This window comes from Avibacterium endocarditidis, from assembly GCF_965138825.1.
Classification (GTDB): Bacteria; Pseudomonadota; Gammaproteobacteria; order Enterobacterales; family Pasteurellaceae; genus Avibacterium; species Avibacterium endocarditidis.
This window is the reverse complement of record NZ_CBCSDH010000014.1, coordinates 31,863-52,246: the sequence shown is the minus strand read 5'-3', so window position 1 is coordinate 52,246 and position 20,384 is coordinate 31,863. Positions and strand designations below refer to the sequence as shown.

The following is a 20,384-nucleotide window of genomic DNA, read 5'->3' as shown; positions in this document are numbered from 1 at the left end:
TATTAATGGCATTGAAAATTTTTGGAATCAGGCGAAGCGGATACTGCGAAAATATAATGGAATTAACCGAAAAAACTTTCCTTTATTCTTGAAGGAATGTGAATTTCGGTTTAACTTTGAGACACCAAAAGAGCAGTTAAAAATATTGCGAAAATGGTGTGAAATTTAGGGCTAATCTACTACAGCCCCATGAGTTATTTGCCCTACACGCTGAAAAGGATATGACAACCCTTGTTAAACATGACCAAAAAAATCACATCGAAAACCACCGCACTTTAACGGTTAACGGTAACCAACGTACTCAAATTGACCAAGGCAGAACCACCCAAATCACCACCGGTAATGACATCAAAACCGTCTTAGCGGGAAACAATCTTGAAACCATCAGCTTACTTAAAGCTATCCAAGCGAAAGAGATTTTCAACTACGCTCACGACCGCATTGAGCTTGAAGTGGGCAAACAAACCAGCCTGACGATGGACAATGAAAAGATTCTCCTTCGCTTTGGTAAAAACACGATTTTGATGAATGAAGAAGGGATTTGGTTGGATGGCGTGCATATTGGGATGCAGGAGACAGAAGTCGAATTAGCCTCAAACCAATCGCAATATCAAGATAAAAAAATGACTTTACAATATGCAGATATCTATGGAAAATCCCCACAAGGAGAAGAAATCACCCTCACCCCCTCTAAATCGGGTCAGTCGCTTCAACTTACTGCAGATAGCCAAGGGAAAATAGAGATAGAAGACACGAGTCTCAACTTTTTTACTGCAACTCAGTCAACAAGGGAGAAAAAGTAGATGTCATCAGCAGCGCATCACAATGAAACTTCAACAAGAAGAAAAGAAGTTCGTTATATTTTCTTACCTGGAGAACCTGTTGAAAAGCTCGCTCGTTCTTGTGATTACACTATTTTATTAGGCTCTGTACAAGAAGTTGTGTTCAACTTCCAAACGAAATTATTTACGGATTTAACCGTTGAAATTCTCCCAAGTGAAAAAGATAGTAACAATTTTAGACTCAATGCCGTTTATGATAAACAAACCAAGAAATTAATACATGGTAACTTCTCTATTTCAAATCAAGGCATTCCCTACCGTGTCCAAGTGAGCCGATTTTTTGATGGCACATTTATTGTTCGCTCAAAAGATAAAGAACTGGGACGATACAAAACCACCAGAATAGGCATTCAGACCGAAGAAATAGAAAAACCAGATTTATGGCTAGAGCCTATGTATATTGGATTTTCAGATGTGCCCGACATTAATCAACTACATGGCATTCATAAGGACCATCAACAAAGTGCTTATAAATGGGTAAAAACGCTTGATCAATTTAATCATCAGGATGTATTTAACCCCCTCTATCAACCTGAACGCGTTCTTCAGGCTTTTGATGAATTATGGAAAGATAATGGTTATGCTTGCATCAAAAATGAACCTGAGGAAGTTGGTGTATTCATTTTTTTAGAACCTAAGAAAATATTCAAAAATAAAATCAATGTTCCTCTATCAATTGATCCTTATGGAAGTATTGCCCATAAATATAAAATCGCTCAAGAGATTTCATTAAATGAATTAGATGAATTGAAACTAATTTTAAAACAAGGAGAATATGATGAATTAGAAAATATTTTGCAATACTATGGATTAATCTATCCGACTATTGATTATCTTTCATCTAATAAAAAGTTACTTTCTCTATCTAATAGAAAAATTCAGATAAAATGGGTTAAAGGATACGTTTGTATTGCATTTAAAGAAAGTATCCCAGCCCCTTTGCCTAGTGGAGGACTATCTAGTAAGAGCTATTCCAGTTTAGGAGGTTTTCATATCAGTAAAAATATGACAAGAACGAAATTCGCATTCCAAGAAGTAACAAATTTATCTAACACATTAAAAGGAACTTTTAGCAAATTGTCGACTCTTGCATTTTTCTTAGATGTATGGGGAGATTATGAAGATATTATGAATTCTCAAGAAGGGTCAAAAAGTATTGTTGAATTGCTTGGAATGGTTGGCATTAATTTAATATCTGCTATTTTAGGATATTATTCATCTTCCTTTATAATATCAACCATTATGGCTGGATTAGCTACTGTAACTACGACAATACCAATATTCTTTGTTATTATGGGCGGCGCACTAATTATAACAGCCATATCTATAATATACTCCAAAGTTTCTAACCAAGGAAAAATCATTCTACACAAAGCATTTGAGTAACATAGTATGAGCAAATCAAAAATAATATTATTACCCCATAATAGAATATCTAAATACTCTTTAATTGCATTTTTTATGATGTTTACATTTGTATTTTCACATCAGTTAATTATATATAATAGCTTTGAACATGGCCGATTAAAGCACATACTTTATACATATGTAACATTTGAGGGGATATACCTTTCATGTTTTTATCTACTACTTAATTTCCTGAATAAAAATGGCAAGGTAATACCCTCCATGATTATAAGAAGTGCATTTTTCAACATGCCAACCACAACTTTCATCTTGTTTTTCCCAACTGTTTTAATTCAGATTATCAACAACAAATATTTTTTAATATTCTTTCTTCTATACTTATCACTCACTCTCTTTATATCTTTTCTCTATACATATGAATATAATGATAACAATCTCATAGAAAGAAGTAAAAAACATTGGTTAAAAAAAGAAGAGAAGAATAACGAGACGCTATTTATAAATGATTACTCATTACCAAAACTACTACAGTGGAATAACATGTTTTTCTTAATTTGGTTTCTTCCATCAACAGCATTAATCCTTTTTTATTTCATAGTGAGATTTAATCAAAAATATGACATCTATTATTCTACTGGCATAATGTTATTCACCACTACCTTTATATATCCAACATTTTGTTACTGGGGAATAATAATAAAAACCTATTTAAACAAAAAGAAAAAACACTAATAAAAAATAATAGATTGAGTTATTTAAAGTCAAAAAAGAGTCTAATCTCTCAAAAATCCCCTTACAATACTATCCTTTTGGAACACCAGTCGAGCGCTATAAAACAGCACAAACAGTTGAAGTAAGGGAATTAGAACATATCCTTGAAGATAAAGAATATAAGGAGCTTATAGAGATTCTCCAATATTACTCTAACGATGACATGACTTTAGTTAAAGATACAATTGATTACACATTAGAAAATAAACATTGGATAAAAGCAATAAATCATAAAGTCGAAGTAAAATGGATAAACGGATATTTAGCCATTGTATTTAAAGGAAAAACTCCTGCTTTTGGATTTAGATATGCGGGATTAGCGCATGAAAAATTAAAAGGTATAACCGGAGGGCTTCATATTAGTAAAAATATTAAACGGGTTTGGCTATCCGCAAAAGAAGTACTATCCATCAAATCATTAGCTAAAACAAATTTCTCCGGCCCATTAGCCGTAACAGGATTCGTGATTGATGTCATTTTGGATTATGATACAGTGATGTTGGATGAATCAGGGAGTCGAGATATTGTAGAGTTATTAGGAAGAATTGGATTATCTTTTTTGGGCGGAATGGCTACTGTATCAATAAGATCTATACTAACACCTTTACTAATAGCGGTGATTAGAACTCCTCATGCTGCAATAGTTTTTCTTATTGGTGGAGCAGTAATAGTTATTACAGGCTATTTTATAAACAAATCAGTTAATCATATTAAGGAGAAAATATGGGAATAAAATATTTTAATAGAGAAAATAAATACATTTTCAATATACATGGAGAAATACCTTTCCCGTTAAAATTTACTTTCCTAGCCTTATTATTTATAATTTTTCTGCACATTATAATGCTTCTTGCTATCGACTTAAATATTCCTAATACAGAGAAAACCTATTTAACTTTTTATCTGGTTATATTTGATTTTTATGTATAGGAGGATATTATTTCATCACCAAATATTTAAAAAGAAAAAAACATATCATTACTTTAATGTATTTACATTCTACTTTTCTTGGCTTTGGCGTTAAATTTATCTTTATGTTCCTTCCGCTACATATTGCTGTTTTCTTTCTACACCCAGAATTATATTTTAATATATCATACATGTTACTTTTTTATTTTTTATTGCAACTGGTTATGTAATAATGATAGATGACGATAAATTTTTTAATGACAGCCTACTAATTTATAAAGAAAAAAAGAAAGATGAAGGTTATAGACTTTCTCTAGAAAACTTATTTACAAACCCAATATTAAAATATATTACTTATGGATTACTCCTATTTTTTTATTTTTCTTATGTTTAAATCAACCCAAAAACGTCATTCCAATGAGGAACTTTATTATGTTCTATATACTGTCAGCATGGCCACTTGTTATATATTATATTCTGAAGTCTGCTATCTATTACTCATAATCAAAATAGAAACAAAAAGATTAATAAAAATATGCAAGAGAGATAATAAAAATTCAAAGATAAAATGAATACTGTAGAAGTTAAAACTTCTATATAAGCCACCTTTAACTAAGGTAAAAAACAAACCAACCAAATTAGGAACTAAAGCATATCTATGAAAAAAAATTTATATAATCATTTTAATGTTACTTATTTCTTCCTGTACAACTACGCCTACGGAAACACCGCAGAATACACAGCATTGGGCTGTATTGCAGAACCAAGAAACAAACCTTTATAACATAGATAATAAATTATTTCGTAGTGAGCAACTCACCTCAGAAAACTATAATTTAATTCAAAAATACAATATAAAAACCATTGTCAATTTACGTTTTTTTAATCGTAATGAAGACAAGAATGCTTTTCAGCATACCAATTTAAAACTTATCAATACACCATTACTTTCTTGGGCAATAACTCCTAAAGAAGTCGCCAATGTACTATGGGAAATTGAACAAGCACAAAATCAAGGCGCGGTATTAGTGCATTGTTATCATGGCGCAGATCGTACAGGTCTAATTTCTGCTATGTATCGAATCATATATCAAAATTGGGAGCTTAACGAAGCAAAACGAGAAATGATTGAAGGTCCGTATGGATTCCACTCAATTTGGAAAAACATCGAAAGATTTTTTACCCCAGATAATATTAATCAAATTAGAGAAAACCTAATTCAATTAAGAATGAATAAAAACTAGCACAAGCTTTTAACAAAAATCTGCACCTTAATAAGTTGGCCTCTTAGTTCAACTTTTGGGGTGCTGATCAATTTTTTACACCGCACTTTGATTTTCCTTTGCAGTACAGCCCTGACGTGATAATATTTGGCATAATTATGCTAATTATTCTCATTTGTAAATTCTATTAATATGGTTAAACGCCGTTATTTGTTTATCTTATTATTGTTGCTTTCGGGTATTTCGCTGTTTTTGGGTGTGAGTACGGTTAATTTGCAAGGCTTGCTGGCCTTTGATTACGCCCAGTGGCAGATCTTTTTAATCAGTCGTGTGCCGCGTTTGGTGAGTATTTTAATTGCAGGATCATCATTAAGTATTTGTGGTTTGGTGATGCAGCAGTTGAGTCGCAATCGTTTTGTATCCCCAACCACAGCAGGCACAATGGACAGTGCAAGGCTTGGCATTTTAATTGCAATGTTACTGTTTCCTTCTGCGTCAATGTTGCTCAAAACCAGCGTGGCGATTCTGGTTTCTTTTCTCGGTACGTTATTGTTTATGACGCTACTCTCTCGCCTCAAATTTAAAGATACCATTTTCGTGCCGTTGGTGGGCCTTATGTTTGGCAATATTATTAGCTCGATCACCGCTTTTATCGCCTACCAACAAGATCTGTTGCAAAATCTCTCTGGTTGGTTGCAAGGGGATTTTTCTTTAGTGATGGCTGGGCGTTATGAAATGTTATATTTCAGCGTGCCAGCACTTGTTCTTGCCTATGTGTTTGCCAATCGCTTTTCTATTGTGGGAATAGGGCAAGACTTTGCCGTTAATCTCGGTTTGAACTATCAGCAAGTGCTGTATTTAGGCTTAGCGATTGTGGCAACGGTATCATCGATCATTATTGTCTCTGTGGGAGTGATTCCCTTTCTCGGGCTGATTATCCCTAATATTGTTACCCTTTATTTAGGCGATAATTTGAAAAAAGTGCTTTCTCACACCGCGCTACTGGGTGCTGTTTTTGTGCTTTTTTGTGATATTTTAGGGCGTTCGCTGATTTATCCTTACGAAATTTCCATTAACGCCATTGTGGGCGTGTTCGGCAGTGCCATTTTTCTTTATATGCTGTTAAAACAAAGGATTCAAAATGGCTAAGCGTTTCTATAATCCTAAAAAATCGTTGATTTTACTCAGTATTTTTGCCTTGCTGAGCGTGGTGCTGTATGTGTTCTATCATCTGCCTAGCCGTTGGGAATATGCCTTATACAACCGCGCCCTTGCCGTGCTTGCCATTGTAATGACGGGCGTGGCCATTGCACTGGCGACAATGATCTTTCAAACTATTGTGAATAATCGCATTTTAACGCCAAGTATTTTGGGCTTGGATAGCCTTTATTTACTTATTCAAACCCTGATTATTTTTCTCTTTGGGTCTAGCACCTTAACCTCAATGAACCCCATTGTGTTATTTTTTGCTTGCACTGGTTTGATGATTTTATTCGCAATGGGGCTATATCATTTTCTATTTAAAACGGAGCAGCAAAGCCTGTTTTTCCTGCTTTTAGTGGGGATCATTTTTGGTACATTTTTCCAAAGCTTAACCTCATTTATGGAAGTGCTGATCGATCCGAATGAATTTCAGATCGCGCAAGATATTGGCTTTGCCAGTTTTAACCGCATCAATGTTGATATTTTATGGATCGCACTGGCTGGCTTGCTCGCCACCATTCTTTATACCCTGCGTTATGTGCGTTATTTTGATGTGCTTGCCCTTGGGCGTGAACAGGCGATTAACTTAGGCGTAGATTATCTGGCGATTACTAAACGGTTACTCATTGTCGTGGCAATTTTGACTTCAATTTCCACCGCACTTGTTGGGCCTTTAACCTTCTTAGGCTTATTGGTAATGAACGTTACCTTTGAATTTATTCGCACTTATCGCCACGCGGTGTTAATCCCCGCAGCAATGTTGATTGCGGTGATCACCCTTGTTTTCGGGCAATTATTGGTTTCCCAAGTTTTCACTTTTAATACAACCCTAAGCATCATTGTGAATTTTGTCGGTGGGGCGTATTTCCTCTATCTGTTATTAAGAGCAAATAAAAAATGGCAATAGAAATTAAAAATATTCATAAAACCTATGGCACGAAAAAAGTGGTGGATAACCTTTCGGTAAGCATTCCGCGTGGAAAAATCACCTCTTTTATTGGCCCAAATGGTGCAGGAAAAAGCACGGTGCTTGCCATTATCAGCCGTTTACTGCGCGCCGATAGCGGTACAGTGAGCCTAAATGGCGTGCCGTTAGATCAACAAAAAAGCAGCGACATTGCCAAGCAGCTTTCTATTTTGAAACAATCCAACCACATTAATTTGCGTTTAACGGTGGAAGAATTAGTTGCTTTTGGACGTTTTCCTTATAGCCAAGGAAATTTAACCAAAAACGACCGCACTTTTATTGATAATGCCATTGAATATATGGATTTAGGCGAGTTTCGTCATCAATATATCAATCAGCTCAGCGGTGGGCAGCGTCAGCGCGCTTACATTGCAATGACCTTGGCGCAAGATACCGATTATATTTTGCTTGATGAACCGCTGAATAATTTGGATATGAAACATTCCGTGCAAATTATGCAGGTGCTACACAAGCTCACCAAAGAATTAAATAAAACCGTGGTGATTGTGATCCACGATATTAATTTTGCGTCTTGCTATTCCGATTACATTATCGCAATGAAAGACGGCAAATTGGTACATCAAGGGGACGTTGCCACAATGATGCAAGAGCCGATTTTAGCCAGCATTTATGATATGCCAATTCCAATTCAACAAATTAATCAGCATAAAATTGCTGTGTATTTTCGACATCAATCAGCTTAATACAGGAGTATGCTATGAAAAAAACCTTATCAACCCTTGCCCTTAGCCTTTGTGCGTTACTCGGTGTTGCCAGCGCCAATGCGGCAGACATCACGGTAGAAAACGCCGCGGGCAAACAAGTTGTGCCACAAAACCCTAAGCGTGTGGTGGTGCTTGATTTTTCTGCGGTGGATACCATTCGTGCCTTAGGGGCGAAAGACAGCATTGTCGGCATTAGCAACGCGGGAAAAGTACCTGACTATTTGAGTGAATTTGGCAAAGAAAATTACCCAAGCGTTGGCGTGCCACCAGAACCCGACTTTGAGAAAATCAATGATCTTCACCCTGATCTGATCATCGCCACAGGTCGCCAAGAAAAGGTGTTGGATCGCTTAAAAGAAATTGCCCCCGTGTTTTTCGTGAAAGTGGATTACGCCAATTTCTATCCAAGTTTTCAACAAAATATCCACGCCTTTGTACAAATTTTTAATAAACAGCAACTGGCCAATGAAAAACTGGCACAGCTAGACAAGCAAATGAAAGCCCTTGCCGAGAAAACCAAAGGCAAAACCGCCCTACTCGCTTTAGTCAATGAAAGCCGTATAAGTGCCTTTGGCGAAAACTCACGCTATGGCATTGTGTACAGCGGATTTGGCTTCACCCCAATTGATAAAAACATCAAATCGTCCACCCACGGAATGAGCATTGGCTTTGAATATGTGCTAGAGAAAAATCCAGATTATTTGTTGGTCGTCGATCGCACCGCAGCCATTACCGATAAAGCCAACAACGCAAAAACCGTGTTAGACAACGCCATTATCCAGCAAACCCAAGCCTATAAAAATAACCACATTGTTTACTTAAACGCAGCAAATTGGTACTTAACTTTCGGAGGGCTGGAAAGTATGGGCATTATGATTGATGAAGTAAAAAGTGCGGTGGAAAAATAAGAGATTTTTCTTATAACAAACTGGACTATATAAATTTCCCCCTTAAAAGGGGGAAATATTTATCTCTCTACATCACTTCTCGCACTTCCACCTTACGATTTTCATAACGAGATTTTGTACAAGCATCCGCAGTGGCAATCGCCGCTCTTGCTGCCTCTCCTGTCAATAATTTCTCAAATTCTTGGCTTGGTTTCATACCGTGCATAATATCGTTTAAGTATTTCATTTCTTTTCGCATGACAGAGTTAAGCCACAGTGGCGTGCGTTTGCCGGGGTGACCGTATTGAATTGCTCCGTCCATTTCGGTTCCCATATAAATACGCGTGCGGTCATCGTCTTCTTCTTGGCTTTCGTGGATTAAGAAATGGCTGTCTTTGCCGTCCACTCGTAACGTGCCGCCACAGTGGAACATATCCAGCTTAATCGCCCCTTTTTCCCCTTGAATTAACACATAATGCTCTCCCCAGCGAAACGCCGATCCCCACTCTAATACCGCAAATCGCCCGTCTTCAAATTCCATATTCACAAATAACATATCATCTTCATCACCAAACCCTTCGCCTTGATGAGCCACGTTACCTGCTGTCATCGTTACCGTTTTCGGCATTCCCCCCATTAAAAACTGCACACAATCTAATTCGTGGATATGATGATACAAATGTCCGCCCGATTTCGACCGCACTTTCTTCCACGACACATTCGGTTGTAAATCTTCCCAACCATTGCGTGCGGTGTGGCAATAAAGCACTTTGCCAATCACCCCTTGATTAATCAATTCTTTGGCATAATGCACGCCATTGAAGAAATTCATAATATGCCCTGCCATAAAAATCACGCCATTATCTTCACAAGCTCGCACCATTTCATCACAATCTTGATAGCTTAATGCAATGGGCTTTTCGCAAAAAACGTGTTTTTTATATTTTGCCGCCAGTAAAACGGGTTCTTTGTGTAAATAATTTGGCGTTGCCACGATGACACAATCCACATCAGGGCGATTAATCGCTGCTTCTAAAGAATGGGCTTCATCACAGCCCAATTCTTGTGCAACGGCGGTTCCGTTTTCAGGATCATAAACCACCGTTACCCGTGCATTTTCGGTTTCATTCATAATTCTGGCTAAATCTGCACCAAAATAGCCGACTCCAATGACTGCATAATTTTTCATATTATTTTCCTCAATAAATGTTATTTGACTGAGCCTTCTGAAAGCCCACCTGCAATTTTGTTTTGAATAAAGGTGAAGAACAGCACTGATGGCAACACAACCAATACGGAAGCCGCCATCATATCGCCCCAATCTAAGATTTCTGCCCCGTTTAATGAACGCAATGCCACTGCCACCGTCATTTTGCTGGTGTCATTGACGAGAATGAGGGCATATAAAAACTCATTCCACGCATTAATAAAGGTGTAAATGGCGGTTGCCACAATGCCGGGTGCAACCAGCGGTAATACAATTTTGAAGAATACGGTGAATTTATTTGCCCCATCAATGCGTGCGGCTTCTTCAATTTCGATCGGTACGGTACGGAAAAAGCCCACCAATAACCACACCGCATAAGGCACACTAAATGAGAGATAGACCACAATCAGCCCTGCCATTGTGTTGGTTAATCCCACTTTTGCCATTGCGATGGAATAAGGAATGGCAAGCAGAATCGGTGGAAAAATATAAGTGGTAACCAACAATTTCGACATTACAGCTCCCAATTTTGGGAAAAATCGTACGATACCGTAAGCTGCCATTGCCGAGATAACAATCGCAATCAGCGTGGTGATTAAGGCGATAAACAGACTATTTTTAATATTAACGATGAAATGTAAGTCATTGATAACGTGTTCAAAATAATCCAACGTAAAGATTTTTGGCAAGAACCTTGTTGGCTCGCTGGTAAGTTCTCCTTTGCCTTTAACCGATGAAATCATAATCCACACTAAGGGAAACACCGCAATAATCGTGGTGATAATGAGGAAAAGATGTGCGGCAATATCACCTAACATTGATTTTTTCGTTTTCATTTTATTCCCCCTCTTTTTCCCAACGGCTAATCACTTTGAAATAGATAAAACAAACTAACAGTAGGAAAAGGAACAACAGCACGGTTACCGCTGAAGAGCGTCCGAGCATTTTAGTTCCCCAGCCCATATTGTAAGCATAGATTGGTAATGTCATTGTTGAGTTAGCTGGCCCACCACCCGTGATGAGGTAGATAATGTCAAAGTTATTAAACACCCAAACCGTGCGTAACACCACTAATAATCCAATCACCACTTTGATATGTGGCAGCGTAATATGGCGGAACACTTGCCACGCATTCGCACCGTCAATCTTAGCCGCTTCGTATTGTTCTTGTGGTACGGTTTGCAAGGCGGATAGAACATTCACCATAATCAGTGGTGCACCAAACCAAACGTTAATAAACACCAAACTGATAAACGCCCAAGTGCTATCAGAAAGAAAGTGCGGTGCAATTTCCATCAGATTTAATTGCACTAAAATATTCGGCAAATAGCCATAAACGCCGTTTAAGATCCATTGCCACGAAAAGGCAATCACGATAGTTGGAAACGCCCAAGGAATAATCAAAAGGATTTTATAAAGCCATTGTAGATGACGAATGCGATGCAATGCCATTGCGAGGGCAAAGCCAACTAGCACTTGTCCCACGAGAGAAAAAAGCGTCCATAAAATCGAATGGGAGAATGCCAGCCAGAAATTAGGATCATTGATCACAGCAATGTAATTATCAAAACCGACAAACTTCCAATTCGGCATAATCAGATTTTTGTTGGTAAAGCTATAAAAGATGCTCGAGAGGAAGGGATACACAAACAGCACCGAAACCACAATCATCGCTGGCAACACAAAAATCCATCTTGTATAGTTTTTTTGATACATAAAGCCTCCTTCTCAATTATTGAGAATGTGCGTAGTCGTTTGTTTTTGTAGTCGTTTAAGTTCAAAATAAGACAAGGCAACAAGCCGTAGACAGTACAAGAGTACAGCAGGGCGAAGTAACGCAGTATTATTTTGAAATCAAACGACTATGAATCGGGCGGCGAACCGCCCCTAATTCTTATTGCGAAATGGTTTCAAATAAGGTGTTGAGCTGTTGCTCTGCTTTTTTCGCTGCCACCATCGGCTCTGTGCCATTCACCACAATATCTTGGAACATCGCTTCAATAATATGTTGGTTCGTCAGCAAGCCTGCATATACATTTGGGCCATACTCATAACCAATCGCAGAACCAAGATTCACCGCCTCTTGGATCACTTTCTCCGCGTGTTTAAATTCTTGGCGAATCGGTAAATCTTTATAGGCAGGGTCGTCATCAACGCCCGTAACCGCTGGCAACATTCCGACTGGCACGGCATTTAAGAACTGAATATAGCGATCTTTTTGGTAAATGCTTTCGATAAAGGCTTTAGCGATCTCTGGGTGTTTTGAGTTTTTCCATACCACAAGCGGAAAACTCAAGGTTTCAGACGCACCTTGCGGATCATTAATATTCCGTTTTGGTACTGGATAGGCATCAATATAAGGCAAAAGATCAGGTGAGTTCGCTTGCACCCCACCAATATGGAAGCCCGAATTGAAATCAAACGCCGCTTTGCCTTGATAATATAAGGTCGCTTGTTGCAAAATGTTGTAGTTTACGGCATCTTTCGGTGAAGTTTCTTTGTACATTTTCACCCAATAATTAATCGCTTCTTGGGCTAATGGGCTAGTCAAATCCACTTTATGATCTTTGCTCAACAACGTACCGCCACCGCTTCGGATATAAAGATCAAGGAAAATTGTTGCCACATAATCATTCGTTCCCATCGGCACAGAAAGCCCATAAACGCCATCTTTGGTTAAAGCTTTCGCCGCTTGATAAAGCTCTTCCCACGTTTGTGGCACGCTCAAGCCATTTTTCTCTAACAAATCTTTGCGAACCCAAAGCACTTTAGCGTGTGAATAAAGCGGAATGGAATAATTATTTTCCCCCACCGTCCCCTCTTTAATCGCATTAGCAGAAAAGCGATCACGCCCAATTTTATCAATCACATCATTAATCGGCGTAAGGGCATCAACATTGATCATTTCGATCACTTGATTCGGCAAGGCGGAGCTTAAATCAGGCACATTGCCCGAAGCTAATCCCGTTGTCCATTTAGTATAAAAATCATTCCACGAAAATGTCTCAATTTTGATCCGCACTTTTGGATTTTTCTGCATAAAGTCATTTGCGGCTTGTTGGATCACTTCTAAGCGTGGGCCTTGTGTAAAAGAATGCCACATCGTGATATTGCCCGCTAATTCAGCAGGATCATTTGTTGCCACCGAACTCGCTACCTGTTTTTCATCTTTACAACCATTTAGCACTAACGCACCTAACACCACCGATGCGGCTACGGTTAATAATTTTTTCAGTTTCATAATTCACCTCATTGTTATCGGAGAAGCAATTAAAACAACGCTTGCTCGCTGATTGGATCAAAAAAATGTGCCCGTTTCATATCAAAGGCTAAAGTAATTTGTTGTTCCATTTCAATTTTTTGTCGTGAATGAACAATCGCTTTAATGGGTTGCTCACCTAGTCGGGTATGCACGATATATTCCGCACCAAGCAATTCCGCCACATAAACGGGAGCAGTTACCCTTGCATTTTGATAAGAGCCAAGCAACAGCGGTTCGTTAGTAATATTTTCAGGGCGAATGCCTAAAATAACCTCTTGATGCTCCTTACCCAATGCCACTAAGTGCTGCCAAATCTCGTCAGGAATGGCTAATTGCTGCTGATCTGCGGTCAAAAACGCCCGATTTTCCAACCGCCCTTTTAAAAAATTCATCGTTGGTGCCCCAATAAAGCCTGCCACAAACAAATTGGCTGGACGATCATAAATTGCTTTTGGCGATCCGATTTGTTGCACTACGCCCGCATTCATCACCACAATGCGATCCGCCATTGTCATCGCTTCCGTTTGATCGTGCGTGACATAAATGGTGGTGGCATTGAGTTTTTTATGAATGCGAATGATCTCCGCCCGCATATTACTGCGTAGCTTGGCATCAAGATTGGACAAAGGCTCGTCCATCAAAAATACTTTTGGTGAACGAACAATGGTGCGTCCTAATGCCACTCGCTGCCGTTGCCCACCTGATAAGGCTTTCGGTTTACGATCTAGTAAACCATCTAGCCCAAGTATGGCTGCCGCTTCACGCACTTTGCGATCGATTTCCGCTTTGGCAACATTGCGTAACTTCAAGGCAAATGCCATATTTTCATAAACCGTCATATGTGGATAAAGGGCATAAGACTGAAACACCATCGCAATATCCCGATCCTTTGGCTCAACCTCATTGACACGGCGATCGTCAATATAAAAATCCCCTTCTGAAATGGCTTCCAGCCCTGCGATCATTCGCAATGTGGTTGATTTTCCACAACCCGAAGGTCCAACTAACGCGATAAATTCTTTATCTGCCACCTCAAGATTAAAATCTTTCACCGCCTCAAAACCATTGCGATAGCGTTTATAGATATGTGTTAGAGAAAGTGTTGCCATAATCTCTCCTTTTGGTTTAATTGTTCAATTATTCACTGACAATGCCATTAAAATAAGTTACTATTTAATCAATTAAGAGATAAGACATCAGATGTCTTAAATTTAGATATATGATGTCTTATTCTGTACAATATTTCTGCGATAGAGATCACAAAAATGACAAAATCTGAAAAAAAAGTGAAAAATCTCGCTTTACAAGAAGAAATTAAGCAACTGATTTTAGATCGTGGCTTAAAAGAAGGGGATTTAATGCCTACGGAAAATGAGCTAATGGAAACCTTAGCTGTTAGCCGTTCTAGCTTGCGTGAAGCGATTAAATCATTGGAAGCCTTGCATATTTTAGATATTCGACACGGTGTCGGCACATTCATTAGCCCCTCTTCGCTCACCCCGATGATCCACAGTCTCGCCTTTCATACTCAGCTACATTTGCAGAATAATATGAAATATCTGCTAGATATTTTAGATGTACGGGAAATTTTACAATACGGTTTTGCTCCCCTTGCCATTGCCCATATCAATGAACGCCACATTGAGGAATTGCAGTCAATGAGCCTTGAGTTACAACGGCTTGCACGCAAAGAGCAATTTTCACTGGAACTGGAATATCAAATTCATCTGCAAACTTATCAAGCCATTAAAAACCCCTTATTGTTGCAATATTTAGATGCCTTTTGGCAAATCTTTCAACAGCAAGAAGCCAATTTACCGCCACCACAACTTTCACCAACGGACGTTGCTTTGCAATATCGAGAATGGGTTGATGCTGTTGAAGCCCGAGAAGTCGATCGCTTTCAGCACGCCCTGTTACGCTATTTCCGAGCCTTACGCCAACGCTTACAACAAAAGGAGAAAGAGAATGGATCAAATTAATGTTGCTTTAGTCGGCTGTGGCTTTTTCGGACAACAGCTCGCCGCAATTTTTAACCAATCCCCAGCCAAACTCGTGGGCGTAACCGATTTGCAAATTGATCTTGCACAAAACTTAGCAGAAAAGCACCGCACTTTTGCTTACGCCGATTTAGCCAGTTTATTGGCTCAACAAAAAGTCGATTTGGTCTTGATTGCCACCTATAATCAAAGCCATCGGCAGCTTGCCGAAATCGCCATTCAACAAGGCTGTGCGGTTTTTATTGAAACGCCTTTTACCATCAACGCACAAGACGCAACGGATTTACTCCAACAAGCCAAAGCCAAAAATGTCCCATTGTTTGTCGGGCATTGCTTACGAGTATTGCCCGGTTTACAACAAGCCAAACAATTTTTAACTCAGCAACGATTAGGTAAAATTACTGTTGTACGAGCCAATCGCCAACGTTGGATCAACCCAATTTATCAAAAAGATTGGTGGAAAAATGATATTCAACTCACTGGTGGTAAACTCTTTCACGAAATTCATGAACTGGATTTATTAGCGTGGCTGATCGGTGAAGTGGACGCTGTTTTTGCTCAATCCACCAATCGTGCCCACCTTGAAACGCCCGATCATCACGACATTATTCAATTATTACTCCAATTTAAAAACGGCGTATTCGGCTCGCTGGAAATGGGTACAGCCTATCGCTTGCCTAAATGGGACATCGCTATTCACGGTGAACTAGGCTCAATGCTCATCAATTTCTTTACCTCAACCGTAACACTCACCTTTGCTAACGGCAACCGAGAGCATTTCAATATGTATAATGAATTTGAAGCCGATCTTTCATTGCGTGAAAGTAGCAAAGGCATTCAAAAATACGGGCAACCAAACGAACATTGCCCTTATTGGATGACCCGTGCGATTGAGCTGGAAGCTGAGAGCGTTCTTCAGCACTTATTAACTGATAAACCTAGCATACTGAGCGAATTGCCTGCAAACGCAGTTTATATTGCCAGTGCGGCAATGCGATCAATGCAAAATAAATCTTTGGTTTATATTGATAGATAAATTTCTCAGAAAAAAAACCGCACTTAAATAAATTAAGTGCGGTTAAATTTTTGCGTATTTTTAATTAGCTTTTAACACTTTCCGAATCAGGATCACCGTTAGCAATCGGTTTTAACAAAGTAAAGAAACAAATCACTGCTAATACTGTTAAACCTGTGCCAACCCAAACAGATACATCGTAGCTTAAGCCTAAACCGATTTTCGCGTAAGCAAGGAAAGTGGCTGATACCATTGTCATAAAGATCGCTGGAATAGTACAAATCCAGTGGAATTTATGATAGCGGTATAAATAAGCGGCAGCTGTCCATAACATTACCATTGCGGTAGTTTGGTTCGCCCAGCCGAAATAACGCCAGATCACTTGGAAATCAAGTTTAGAAATAATGAAACCTAGCACGAATAATGGAATTGCAATCATTAAACGTTTTACTAAGTTTCGTTGATCGATTTTGAAGAATTCAGCGATAATCAAACGTGCTGCACGGAATGATGTATCCCCAGAGGTGATTGGTAAAATCACCACACCAAGAACCGCTAAGATACCACCAAAATAGCCAAGCATATGGGTGGCAGAATCATACACCACTTTTGAAGGCGTACCAGCTGTGATCGCATCATTCATTAATGCTGGGCTATCGTAGAAAGTTAAGCCTACCATACACCAAATTAAAGCAATCACACCTTCACCAATCATCGCACCATAGAAAACAAAACGACCTTCTGTTTCATTTTCCATACAACGCGCCATTAATGGAGATTGTGTTGCGTGGAAACCTGAAACCGCACCACAGGCAATAGTCACGAAAATTAACGGCCAAATTGGTAAATCTTTTGGATGCATATTTTCAAAGAATTTCGAGAAGCTCATCTCACCAACTGTGTGGAATAAGGCTTTATCTTCAAACAATAAGGCAAATAACATTCCGAAAGACATAAATAGCAATAGCGCCCCGAACAGTGGGTAAATACGACCAATAATTTTATCCACAGGTACTAAGGTTGCAATGATGTAATAACCAAAGATGATTGCCGTCCAAACTAATAAGGTGCTTTTCATCTCTAAGTTAAACATTTCACCCACATTATCCACCGTTAGGTTGGTTAATAAGCTAGCTGGTGAAATAACGAATACTACCCCAACAAGAATTAATAATACGAGGGCGAGCGCATTCATAAAATGCTTAACAGGTGAGCCTAAATATTTCCCTGCGAGGTTAGGCACAGATTGACCGCCATTGCGAACACTCAACATTCCGCAGAAATAATCGTGTACCGCTCCAGCAAAAATGCAACCAAACACAATCCATAACATTGCAACAGGTCCGTACAATGCACCAAGGATTGGACCAAAAATCGGGCCTGTTCCTGCAATATTTAATAATTGGATAAGCCAGATTTTCTTTTTAGACATCGGCACATAATCCACGCCGTCTGCCATTGTGTGAGCAGGTGTTGCACGGTTTGGATTAATCTTAAAAACGCGTTCAACCACAGAACCATACAAAAAGTAGCCCAACAAAAGTAAGGCTACGCAAGAGAGAAACCATAACATAAAGAACCTCATAAAAATTAAACATAAAATTTCGTGCGCAAGTTTAACAAGAGTAAATCTAGTGTAAATATATTGTTGCAGTTTATGTGATCTTCCGCACAGTTTTTATGCAGGGATTGAGAAAAAAGATCATCTAATTGGATCTATATACTTATTTATGAGTATTTAGGAGAGTAAATATAAAAAAATAAGGTGATGATTTATTAAACGATAAAAAATATCAGAATTTTTCACCGCACTTTATTTTTAGGTATAAAATGCGTTTCAAATGCTTAAACTGGTCGAACACTATCAAGCTCTAATACGCCACCAAATTCTTCACAAAGGCGTTGCAAACGTTCATCTGCTTGTAAATTTTCTCGCGCTTGATCGCTTAGCTCTTGGTAGATTTGTTTGCGATAATCCATTGGTGTGAGTTGCTGAAAATCGGTATTCACGTCCACAGAAACAGCCATATCTTGCTGATAAAATTGGCTGAGGGCATTTTGTAATTGAATACGCAGTTTTTCATTATTGAGGTGCAATTTATCTTGACGCAAGCCTAAGCGAATTTGCTTTTCATCTTGGCTTAAAATCACGCAATTCATTGCCATTTGCTTTGCCAAGCCTGAAATATCTAGTTGCTCAATAATTTCCGTCCATTTGTCCTGTGCTTTTGCCATTGTAAGCACTTTTTCTTTTAATTCTGGTGTGGTGTTTTCCAAAATGGCTTTGCGGATTTCTGACGGGCTGGCACTATCCTGCTCCTCCGCCATTGCTGGATTGCTCCAATTCCAACGGTAGTTTTCGGGCAAATTGAGATCTTCTTCCTGATCAAGATCAGGAGAAAAATCTGACGAATTTTGCACCGCACTTTCACCCACAGGCTCACTCACTAGCGGAATCATTGCCGCTGATTGAGATGGAGCTTGAGAAATAGAGGAGTGAGAAACAGACGGCTGAGAAACCTGATGAGTAGCTCGTGCCGTATTTTTTTGCTGAGTAAATTTGCGCTCTACCACAGGCAAGCTGATCTCTTGCGAATGAGAAACCGCTGGCTCTGAAATTAACTTTGCGTTATTGGCATTAGTGTTTTTTTTTTCGCTCGTTGTAGGCTTAGAAAGCTGATCTAACGCATCAAGCACATCTAAAGTAGAGTTGCTTACTGGCGAAGATGAATGACTTTGTGTGGAACGAATTGGCTGTCTAGCAGACGGCATTGTTTTGGTTTGTGGCGCTGAATTTGCTTTGATCTGTTGTGATACAACAGGCATCTCCACTAATTTTGCCGGATTTTGCACCGCACTTTGCGCAGAATGATTACGCTCATTCACTTGTTCCACTGGCTGCATAGCAGGAGCTGCTTGGATTAATTTAGGGTGGAAAGCTAAAGCACGCAATAAAATCATTTCCACACCCATTCGCTGATTTGGTGCGAAGGCAAGCTCTTTTTGTCCGTTTAAAATAATCTGATAGAAAAATTGCACATCTTCTGGTGGAAGATGTTTCGCCAAAAAGCCGATATAGCTTTCATCACTAATTTGCGCTTGTGGTAATAATTGACACATTGCAATTTTATGCAGATTTTCGGCCACCGCTTTTAGCAGTTCATTCCAATCGCTGCCTTTTTCCGCCACCGCTTGAATGGCTTTCATTAAGGCTTCACCATTGCCCTGCTGTAACGCGTACAAAATATCAATAGGCTGGCTGTCATCAAGCAAGCCGAGCATTGTATTTACCGCATCAAGACTGATGTTGCCGTTGCTCATTGCAATGGCTTGATCGGTTAAACTTAAGCTATCACGGATACTGCCTTGTGCCGCTTTAGCTAATTTTTCAATGGCAAGGGGTTCAAAGGGGATCTTTTCTTGCTGCAAAATAAAGGACAAATGATCGGCAATTTGTTGCTGATCGAGTGCTTTAAGGTGAAATTGAATACAGCGAGATAAAATGGTGATCGGCAATTTCTGCGGATCAGTGGTTGCCAGCAGGAATTTGACATATTCAGGCGGTTCTTCAAGGGTTTTCAGCAAGGCATTGAAAGAATGGCGAGAGAGCATATGCACTTCGTCAATCAAATAGACTTTATAACGCCCTTGCACCGGTTTGTATTGCACATTGTCGAGCAATTCGCGGGTGTCTTCGACCTTAGTGCGTGAAGCAGCGTCAATTTCAATGAGATCGATAAAGCGCCCTTCTTCAATGGCTTTACAATGTTCGCAAACGCCACAAGGATTGGCCGTTACGCCTTCAACGCAATTTAACCCTTTCGCAAATAAACGAGCAATAGAGGTTTTCCCCACGCCACGCGTACCGGAAAAAAGATAGGCGTGGTGCAGGCGATTTTCATTTAGTCCGTTAGCAAGTGCGGTAAGAACAGGTTTCTGCCCTACCACATCGGAGAACTTTTGCGGTCGCCATTTTCTTGCTAAAACTTGATAACTCATTCCTTG

Annotated in this window: 17 protein-coding genes and 1 pseudogene; 11 read left to right on the top strand and 7 right to left on the bottom strand. The window is 39.2% G+C overall.

What is annotated here, in order from left to right; all coding sequences use genetic code 11:
• From ACNAV8_RS08860 to ACNAV8_RS08820, 9 genes and pseudogenes are all read left to right on the top strand, one after another.
• A pseudogene (locus ACNAV8_RS08860) lies at positions 1 to 169 on the top strand (IS1595 family transposase); the annotation flags it as partial.
• Positions 159 to 803 carry a bacteriophage T4 gp5 trimerisation domain-containing protein gene (locus ACNAV8_RS08855; protein ID WP_415777592.1) on the top strand — a complete coding sequence of 215 codons (645 nt, stop codon included), beginning with the start codon at positions 159 to 161 and terminating at the stop codon, positions 801 to 803. The pseudogene ACNAV8_RS08860 and the gene ACNAV8_RS08855, both read left to right, overlap by 11 nt.
• On the top strand, positions 804 to 2,228 hold the full coding sequence (locus ACNAV8_RS08850) for a hypothetical protein (RefSeq protein WP_415777591.1): 1,425 nt from the start codon (positions 804 to 806) through the stop codon (positions 2,226 to 2,228). It begins immediately after the preceding gene.
• 916 nt (positions 2,229 to 3,144) lie between these two features.
• Positions 3,145 to 3,714 (top strand): hypothetical protein, encoded by a 570-nt coding sequence (locus ACNAV8_RS08845; protein ID WP_415777590.1) that lies wholly within the window; start codon positions 3,145 to 3,147, stop codon positions 3,712 to 3,714.
• Between the two features lie 862 nt (positions 3,715 to 4,576).
• On the top strand, positions 4,577 to 5,134 hold the full coding sequence (locus tag ACNAV8_RS08840; protein WP_103855046.1) for a tyrosine-protein phosphatase: 558 nt from the start codon (positions 4,577 to 4,579) through the stop codon (positions 5,132 to 5,134).
• Between the two features lie 171 nt (positions 5,135 to 5,305).
• Positions 5,306 to 6,262, top strand: a complete 957-nt coding sequence (locus tag ACNAV8_RS08835) for an ABC transporter permease (RefSeq protein WP_103855045.1) — start codon at positions 5,306 to 5,308, stop codon at positions 6,260 to 6,262.
• Positions 6,255 to 7,223, top strand: coding sequence for an iron chelate uptake ABC transporter family permease subunit (locus ACNAV8_RS08830; protein ID WP_103855044.1), 969 nt, complete (start codon positions 6,255 to 6,257; stop codon positions 7,221 to 7,223). The genes ACNAV8_RS08835 and ACNAV8_RS08830 overlap by 8 nt, the downstream gene beginning before the upstream one ends.
• A complete protein-coding gene (locus ACNAV8_RS08825; protein ID WP_103855043.1) occupies positions 7,214 to 7,987 on the top strand; it encodes an iron ABC transporter ATP-binding protein in 774 nt (257 codons plus the stop codon). The genes ACNAV8_RS08830 and ACNAV8_RS08825 overlap by 10 nt, the downstream gene beginning before the upstream one ends.
• 14 nt (positions 7,988 to 8,001) lie before the next feature.
• Positions 8,002 to 8,916 carry a siderophore ABC transporter substrate-binding protein gene (locus ACNAV8_RS08820; RefSeq protein WP_103855042.1) on the top strand — a complete coding sequence of 305 codons (915 nt, stop codon included), beginning with the start codon at positions 8,002 to 8,004 and terminating at the stop codon, positions 8,914 to 8,916.
• A 67-nt stretch (positions 8,917 to 8,983) separates the two neighbouring features.
• On the opposite strand, the gene ACNAV8_RS08815 is transcribed toward ACNAV8_RS08820, so the two are convergent.
• From ACNAV8_RS08815 to ACNAV8_RS08795, 5 genes are all read right to left on the bottom strand, one after another.
• Positions 8,984 to 10,084 carry a Gfo/Idh/MocA family protein gene (locus ACNAV8_RS08815; RefSeq protein ID WP_415777588.1) on the bottom strand — a complete coding sequence of 367 codons (1,101 nt, stop codon included), beginning with the start codon at positions 10,082 to 10,084 and terminating at the stop codon, positions 8,984 to 8,986.
• Between the two features lie 20 nt (positions 10,085 to 10,104).
• Entirely contained in the window at positions 10,105 to 10,938 is an 834-nt protein-coding gene (locus ACNAV8_RS08810; RefSeq protein ID WP_103855041.1) for a carbohydrate ABC transporter permease, read from the bottom strand.
• Position 10,939: 1 nt separating this feature from the next.
• On the bottom strand, positions 10,940 to 11,818 hold the full coding sequence (locus ACNAV8_RS08805; protein ID WP_035685882.1) for a carbohydrate ABC transporter permease: 879 nt from the start codon (positions 11,816 to 11,818) through the stop codon (positions 10,940 to 10,942).
• A 178-nt stretch (positions 11,819 to 11,996) separates the two neighbouring features.
• Complete coding sequence (locus ACNAV8_RS08800; protein WP_415777587.1) at positions 11,997 to 13,343, bottom strand: ABC transporter substrate-binding protein; 1,347 nt, start codon at positions 13,341 to 13,343, stop codon at positions 11,997 to 11,999.
• Between the two features lie 29 nt (positions 13,344 to 13,372).
• On the bottom strand, positions 13,373 to 14,473 hold the full coding sequence (locus tag ACNAV8_RS08795) for an ABC transporter ATP-binding protein (protein ID WP_103852661.1): 1,101 nt from the start codon (positions 14,471 to 14,473) through the stop codon (positions 13,373 to 13,375).
• A gap of 156 nt (positions 14,474 to 14,629) precedes the next feature.
• On the opposite strand from ACNAV8_RS08795, the gene ACNAV8_RS08790 reads away from it, so the two are divergent.
• Both ACNAV8_RS08790 and ACNAV8_RS08785 read left to right on the top strand, forming a co-directional pair.
• The gene (locus ACNAV8_RS08790) at positions 14,630 to 15,346 is read left to right on the top strand and encodes a FadR/GntR family transcriptional regulator (protein WP_103855040.1); all 717 of its coding nucleotides are present in this window, start codon (positions 14,630 to 14,632) and stop codon (positions 15,344 to 15,346) included.
• Positions 15,333 to 16,400, top strand: coding sequence for a Gfo/Idh/MocA family protein (locus ACNAV8_RS08785; protein ID WP_103852663.1), 1,068 nt, complete (start codon positions 15,333 to 15,335; stop codon positions 16,398 to 16,400). Before ACNAV8_RS08790 ends, ACNAV8_RS08785 begins: the two co-directional genes overlap by 14 nt.
• Before the next feature lie 64 nt (positions 16,401 to 16,464).
• Here the strand turns inward: ACNAV8_RS08785 and ACNAV8_RS08780 are convergent, their stop codons facing one another.
• Together ACNAV8_RS08780 and dnaX are read right to left on the bottom strand one after the other, a co-directional pair.
• Positions 16,465 to 17,952, bottom strand: a complete 1,488-nt coding sequence (locus ACNAV8_RS08780; RefSeq protein WP_103855039.1) for a carbon starvation CstA family protein — start codon at positions 17,950 to 17,952, stop codon at positions 16,465 to 16,467.
• Positions 17,953 to 18,224: 272 nt separating this feature from the next.
• Entirely contained in the window at positions 18,225 to 20,378 is a 2,154-nt protein-coding gene (dnaX, locus tag ACNAV8_RS08775; RefSeq protein WP_103855631.1) for a DNA polymerase III subunit gamma/tau, read from the bottom strand.
• Positions 20,379 to 20,384 lie beyond the last annotated feature (6 nt).

Excerpts from the sequence above, each read along its gene's own strand:
- ACNAV8_RS08850 (WP_415777591.1), top strand. The coding sequence starts at position 804 with ATGTCATCAGCAGCGCATCACAATGAAACTTCAACAAGAAGAAAAGAA.
- ACNAV8_RS08845 (WP_415777590.1), top strand. The coding sequence starts at position 3,145 with ATGACTTTAGTTAAAGATACAATTGATTACACATTAGAAAATAAACAT.
- ACNAV8_RS08840 (WP_103855046.1), top strand. The coding sequence starts at position 4,577 with ATGTTACTTATTTCTTCCTGTACAACTACGCCTACGGAAACACCGCAG.
- ACNAV8_RS08835 (WP_103855045.1), top strand. The coding sequence starts at position 5,306 with ATGGTTAAACGCCGTTATTTGTTTATCTTATTATTGTTGCTTTCGGGT.
- ACNAV8_RS08830 (WP_103855044.1), top strand. The coding sequence starts at position 6,255 with ATGGCTAAGCGTTTCTATAATCCTAAAAAATCGTTGATTTTACTCAGT.
- ACNAV8_RS08825 (WP_103855043.1), top strand. The coding sequence starts at position 7,214 with ATGGCAATAGAAATTAAAAATATTCATAAAACCTATGGCACGAAAAAA.
- ACNAV8_RS08820 (WP_103855042.1), top strand. The coding sequence starts at position 8,002 with ATGAAAAAAACCTTATCAACCCTTGCCCTTAGCCTTTGTGCGTTACTC.
- ACNAV8_RS08815 (WP_415777588.1), bottom strand. The coding sequence starts at position 10,084 with ATGAAAAATTATGCAGTCATTGGAGTCGGCTATTTTGGTGCAGATTTA.
- ACNAV8_RS08810 (WP_103855041.1), bottom strand. The coding sequence starts at position 10,938 with ATGAAAACGAAAAAATCAATGTTAGGTGATATTGCCGCACATCTTTTC.
- ACNAV8_RS08805 (WP_035685882.1), bottom strand. The coding sequence starts at position 11,818 with ATGTATCAAAAAAACTATACAAGATGGATTTTTGTGTTGCCAGCGATG.
- ACNAV8_RS08800 (WP_415777587.1), bottom strand. The coding sequence starts at position 13,343 with ATGAAACTGAAAAAATTATTAACCGTAGCCGCATCGGTGGTGTTAGGT.
- ACNAV8_RS08795 (WP_103852661.1), bottom strand. The coding sequence starts at position 14,473 with ATGGCAACACTTTCTCTAACACATATCTATAAACGCTATCGCAATGGT.
- ACNAV8_RS08790 (WP_103855040.1), top strand. The coding sequence starts at position 14,630 with ATGACAAAATCTGAAAAAAAAGTGAAAAATCTCGCTTTACAAGAAGAA.
- ACNAV8_RS08785 (WP_103852663.1), top strand. The coding sequence starts at position 15,333 with ATGGATCAAATTAATGTTGCTTTAGTCGGCTGTGGCTTTTTCGGACAA.
- ACNAV8_RS08780 (WP_103855039.1), bottom strand. The coding sequence starts at position 17,952 with ATGTTATGGTTTCTCTCTTGCGTAGCCTTACTTTTGTTGGGCTACTTT.
- dnaX (WP_103855631.1), bottom strand. The coding sequence starts at position 20,378 with ATGAGTTATCAAGTTTTAGCAAGAAAATGGCGACCGCAAAAGTTCTCC.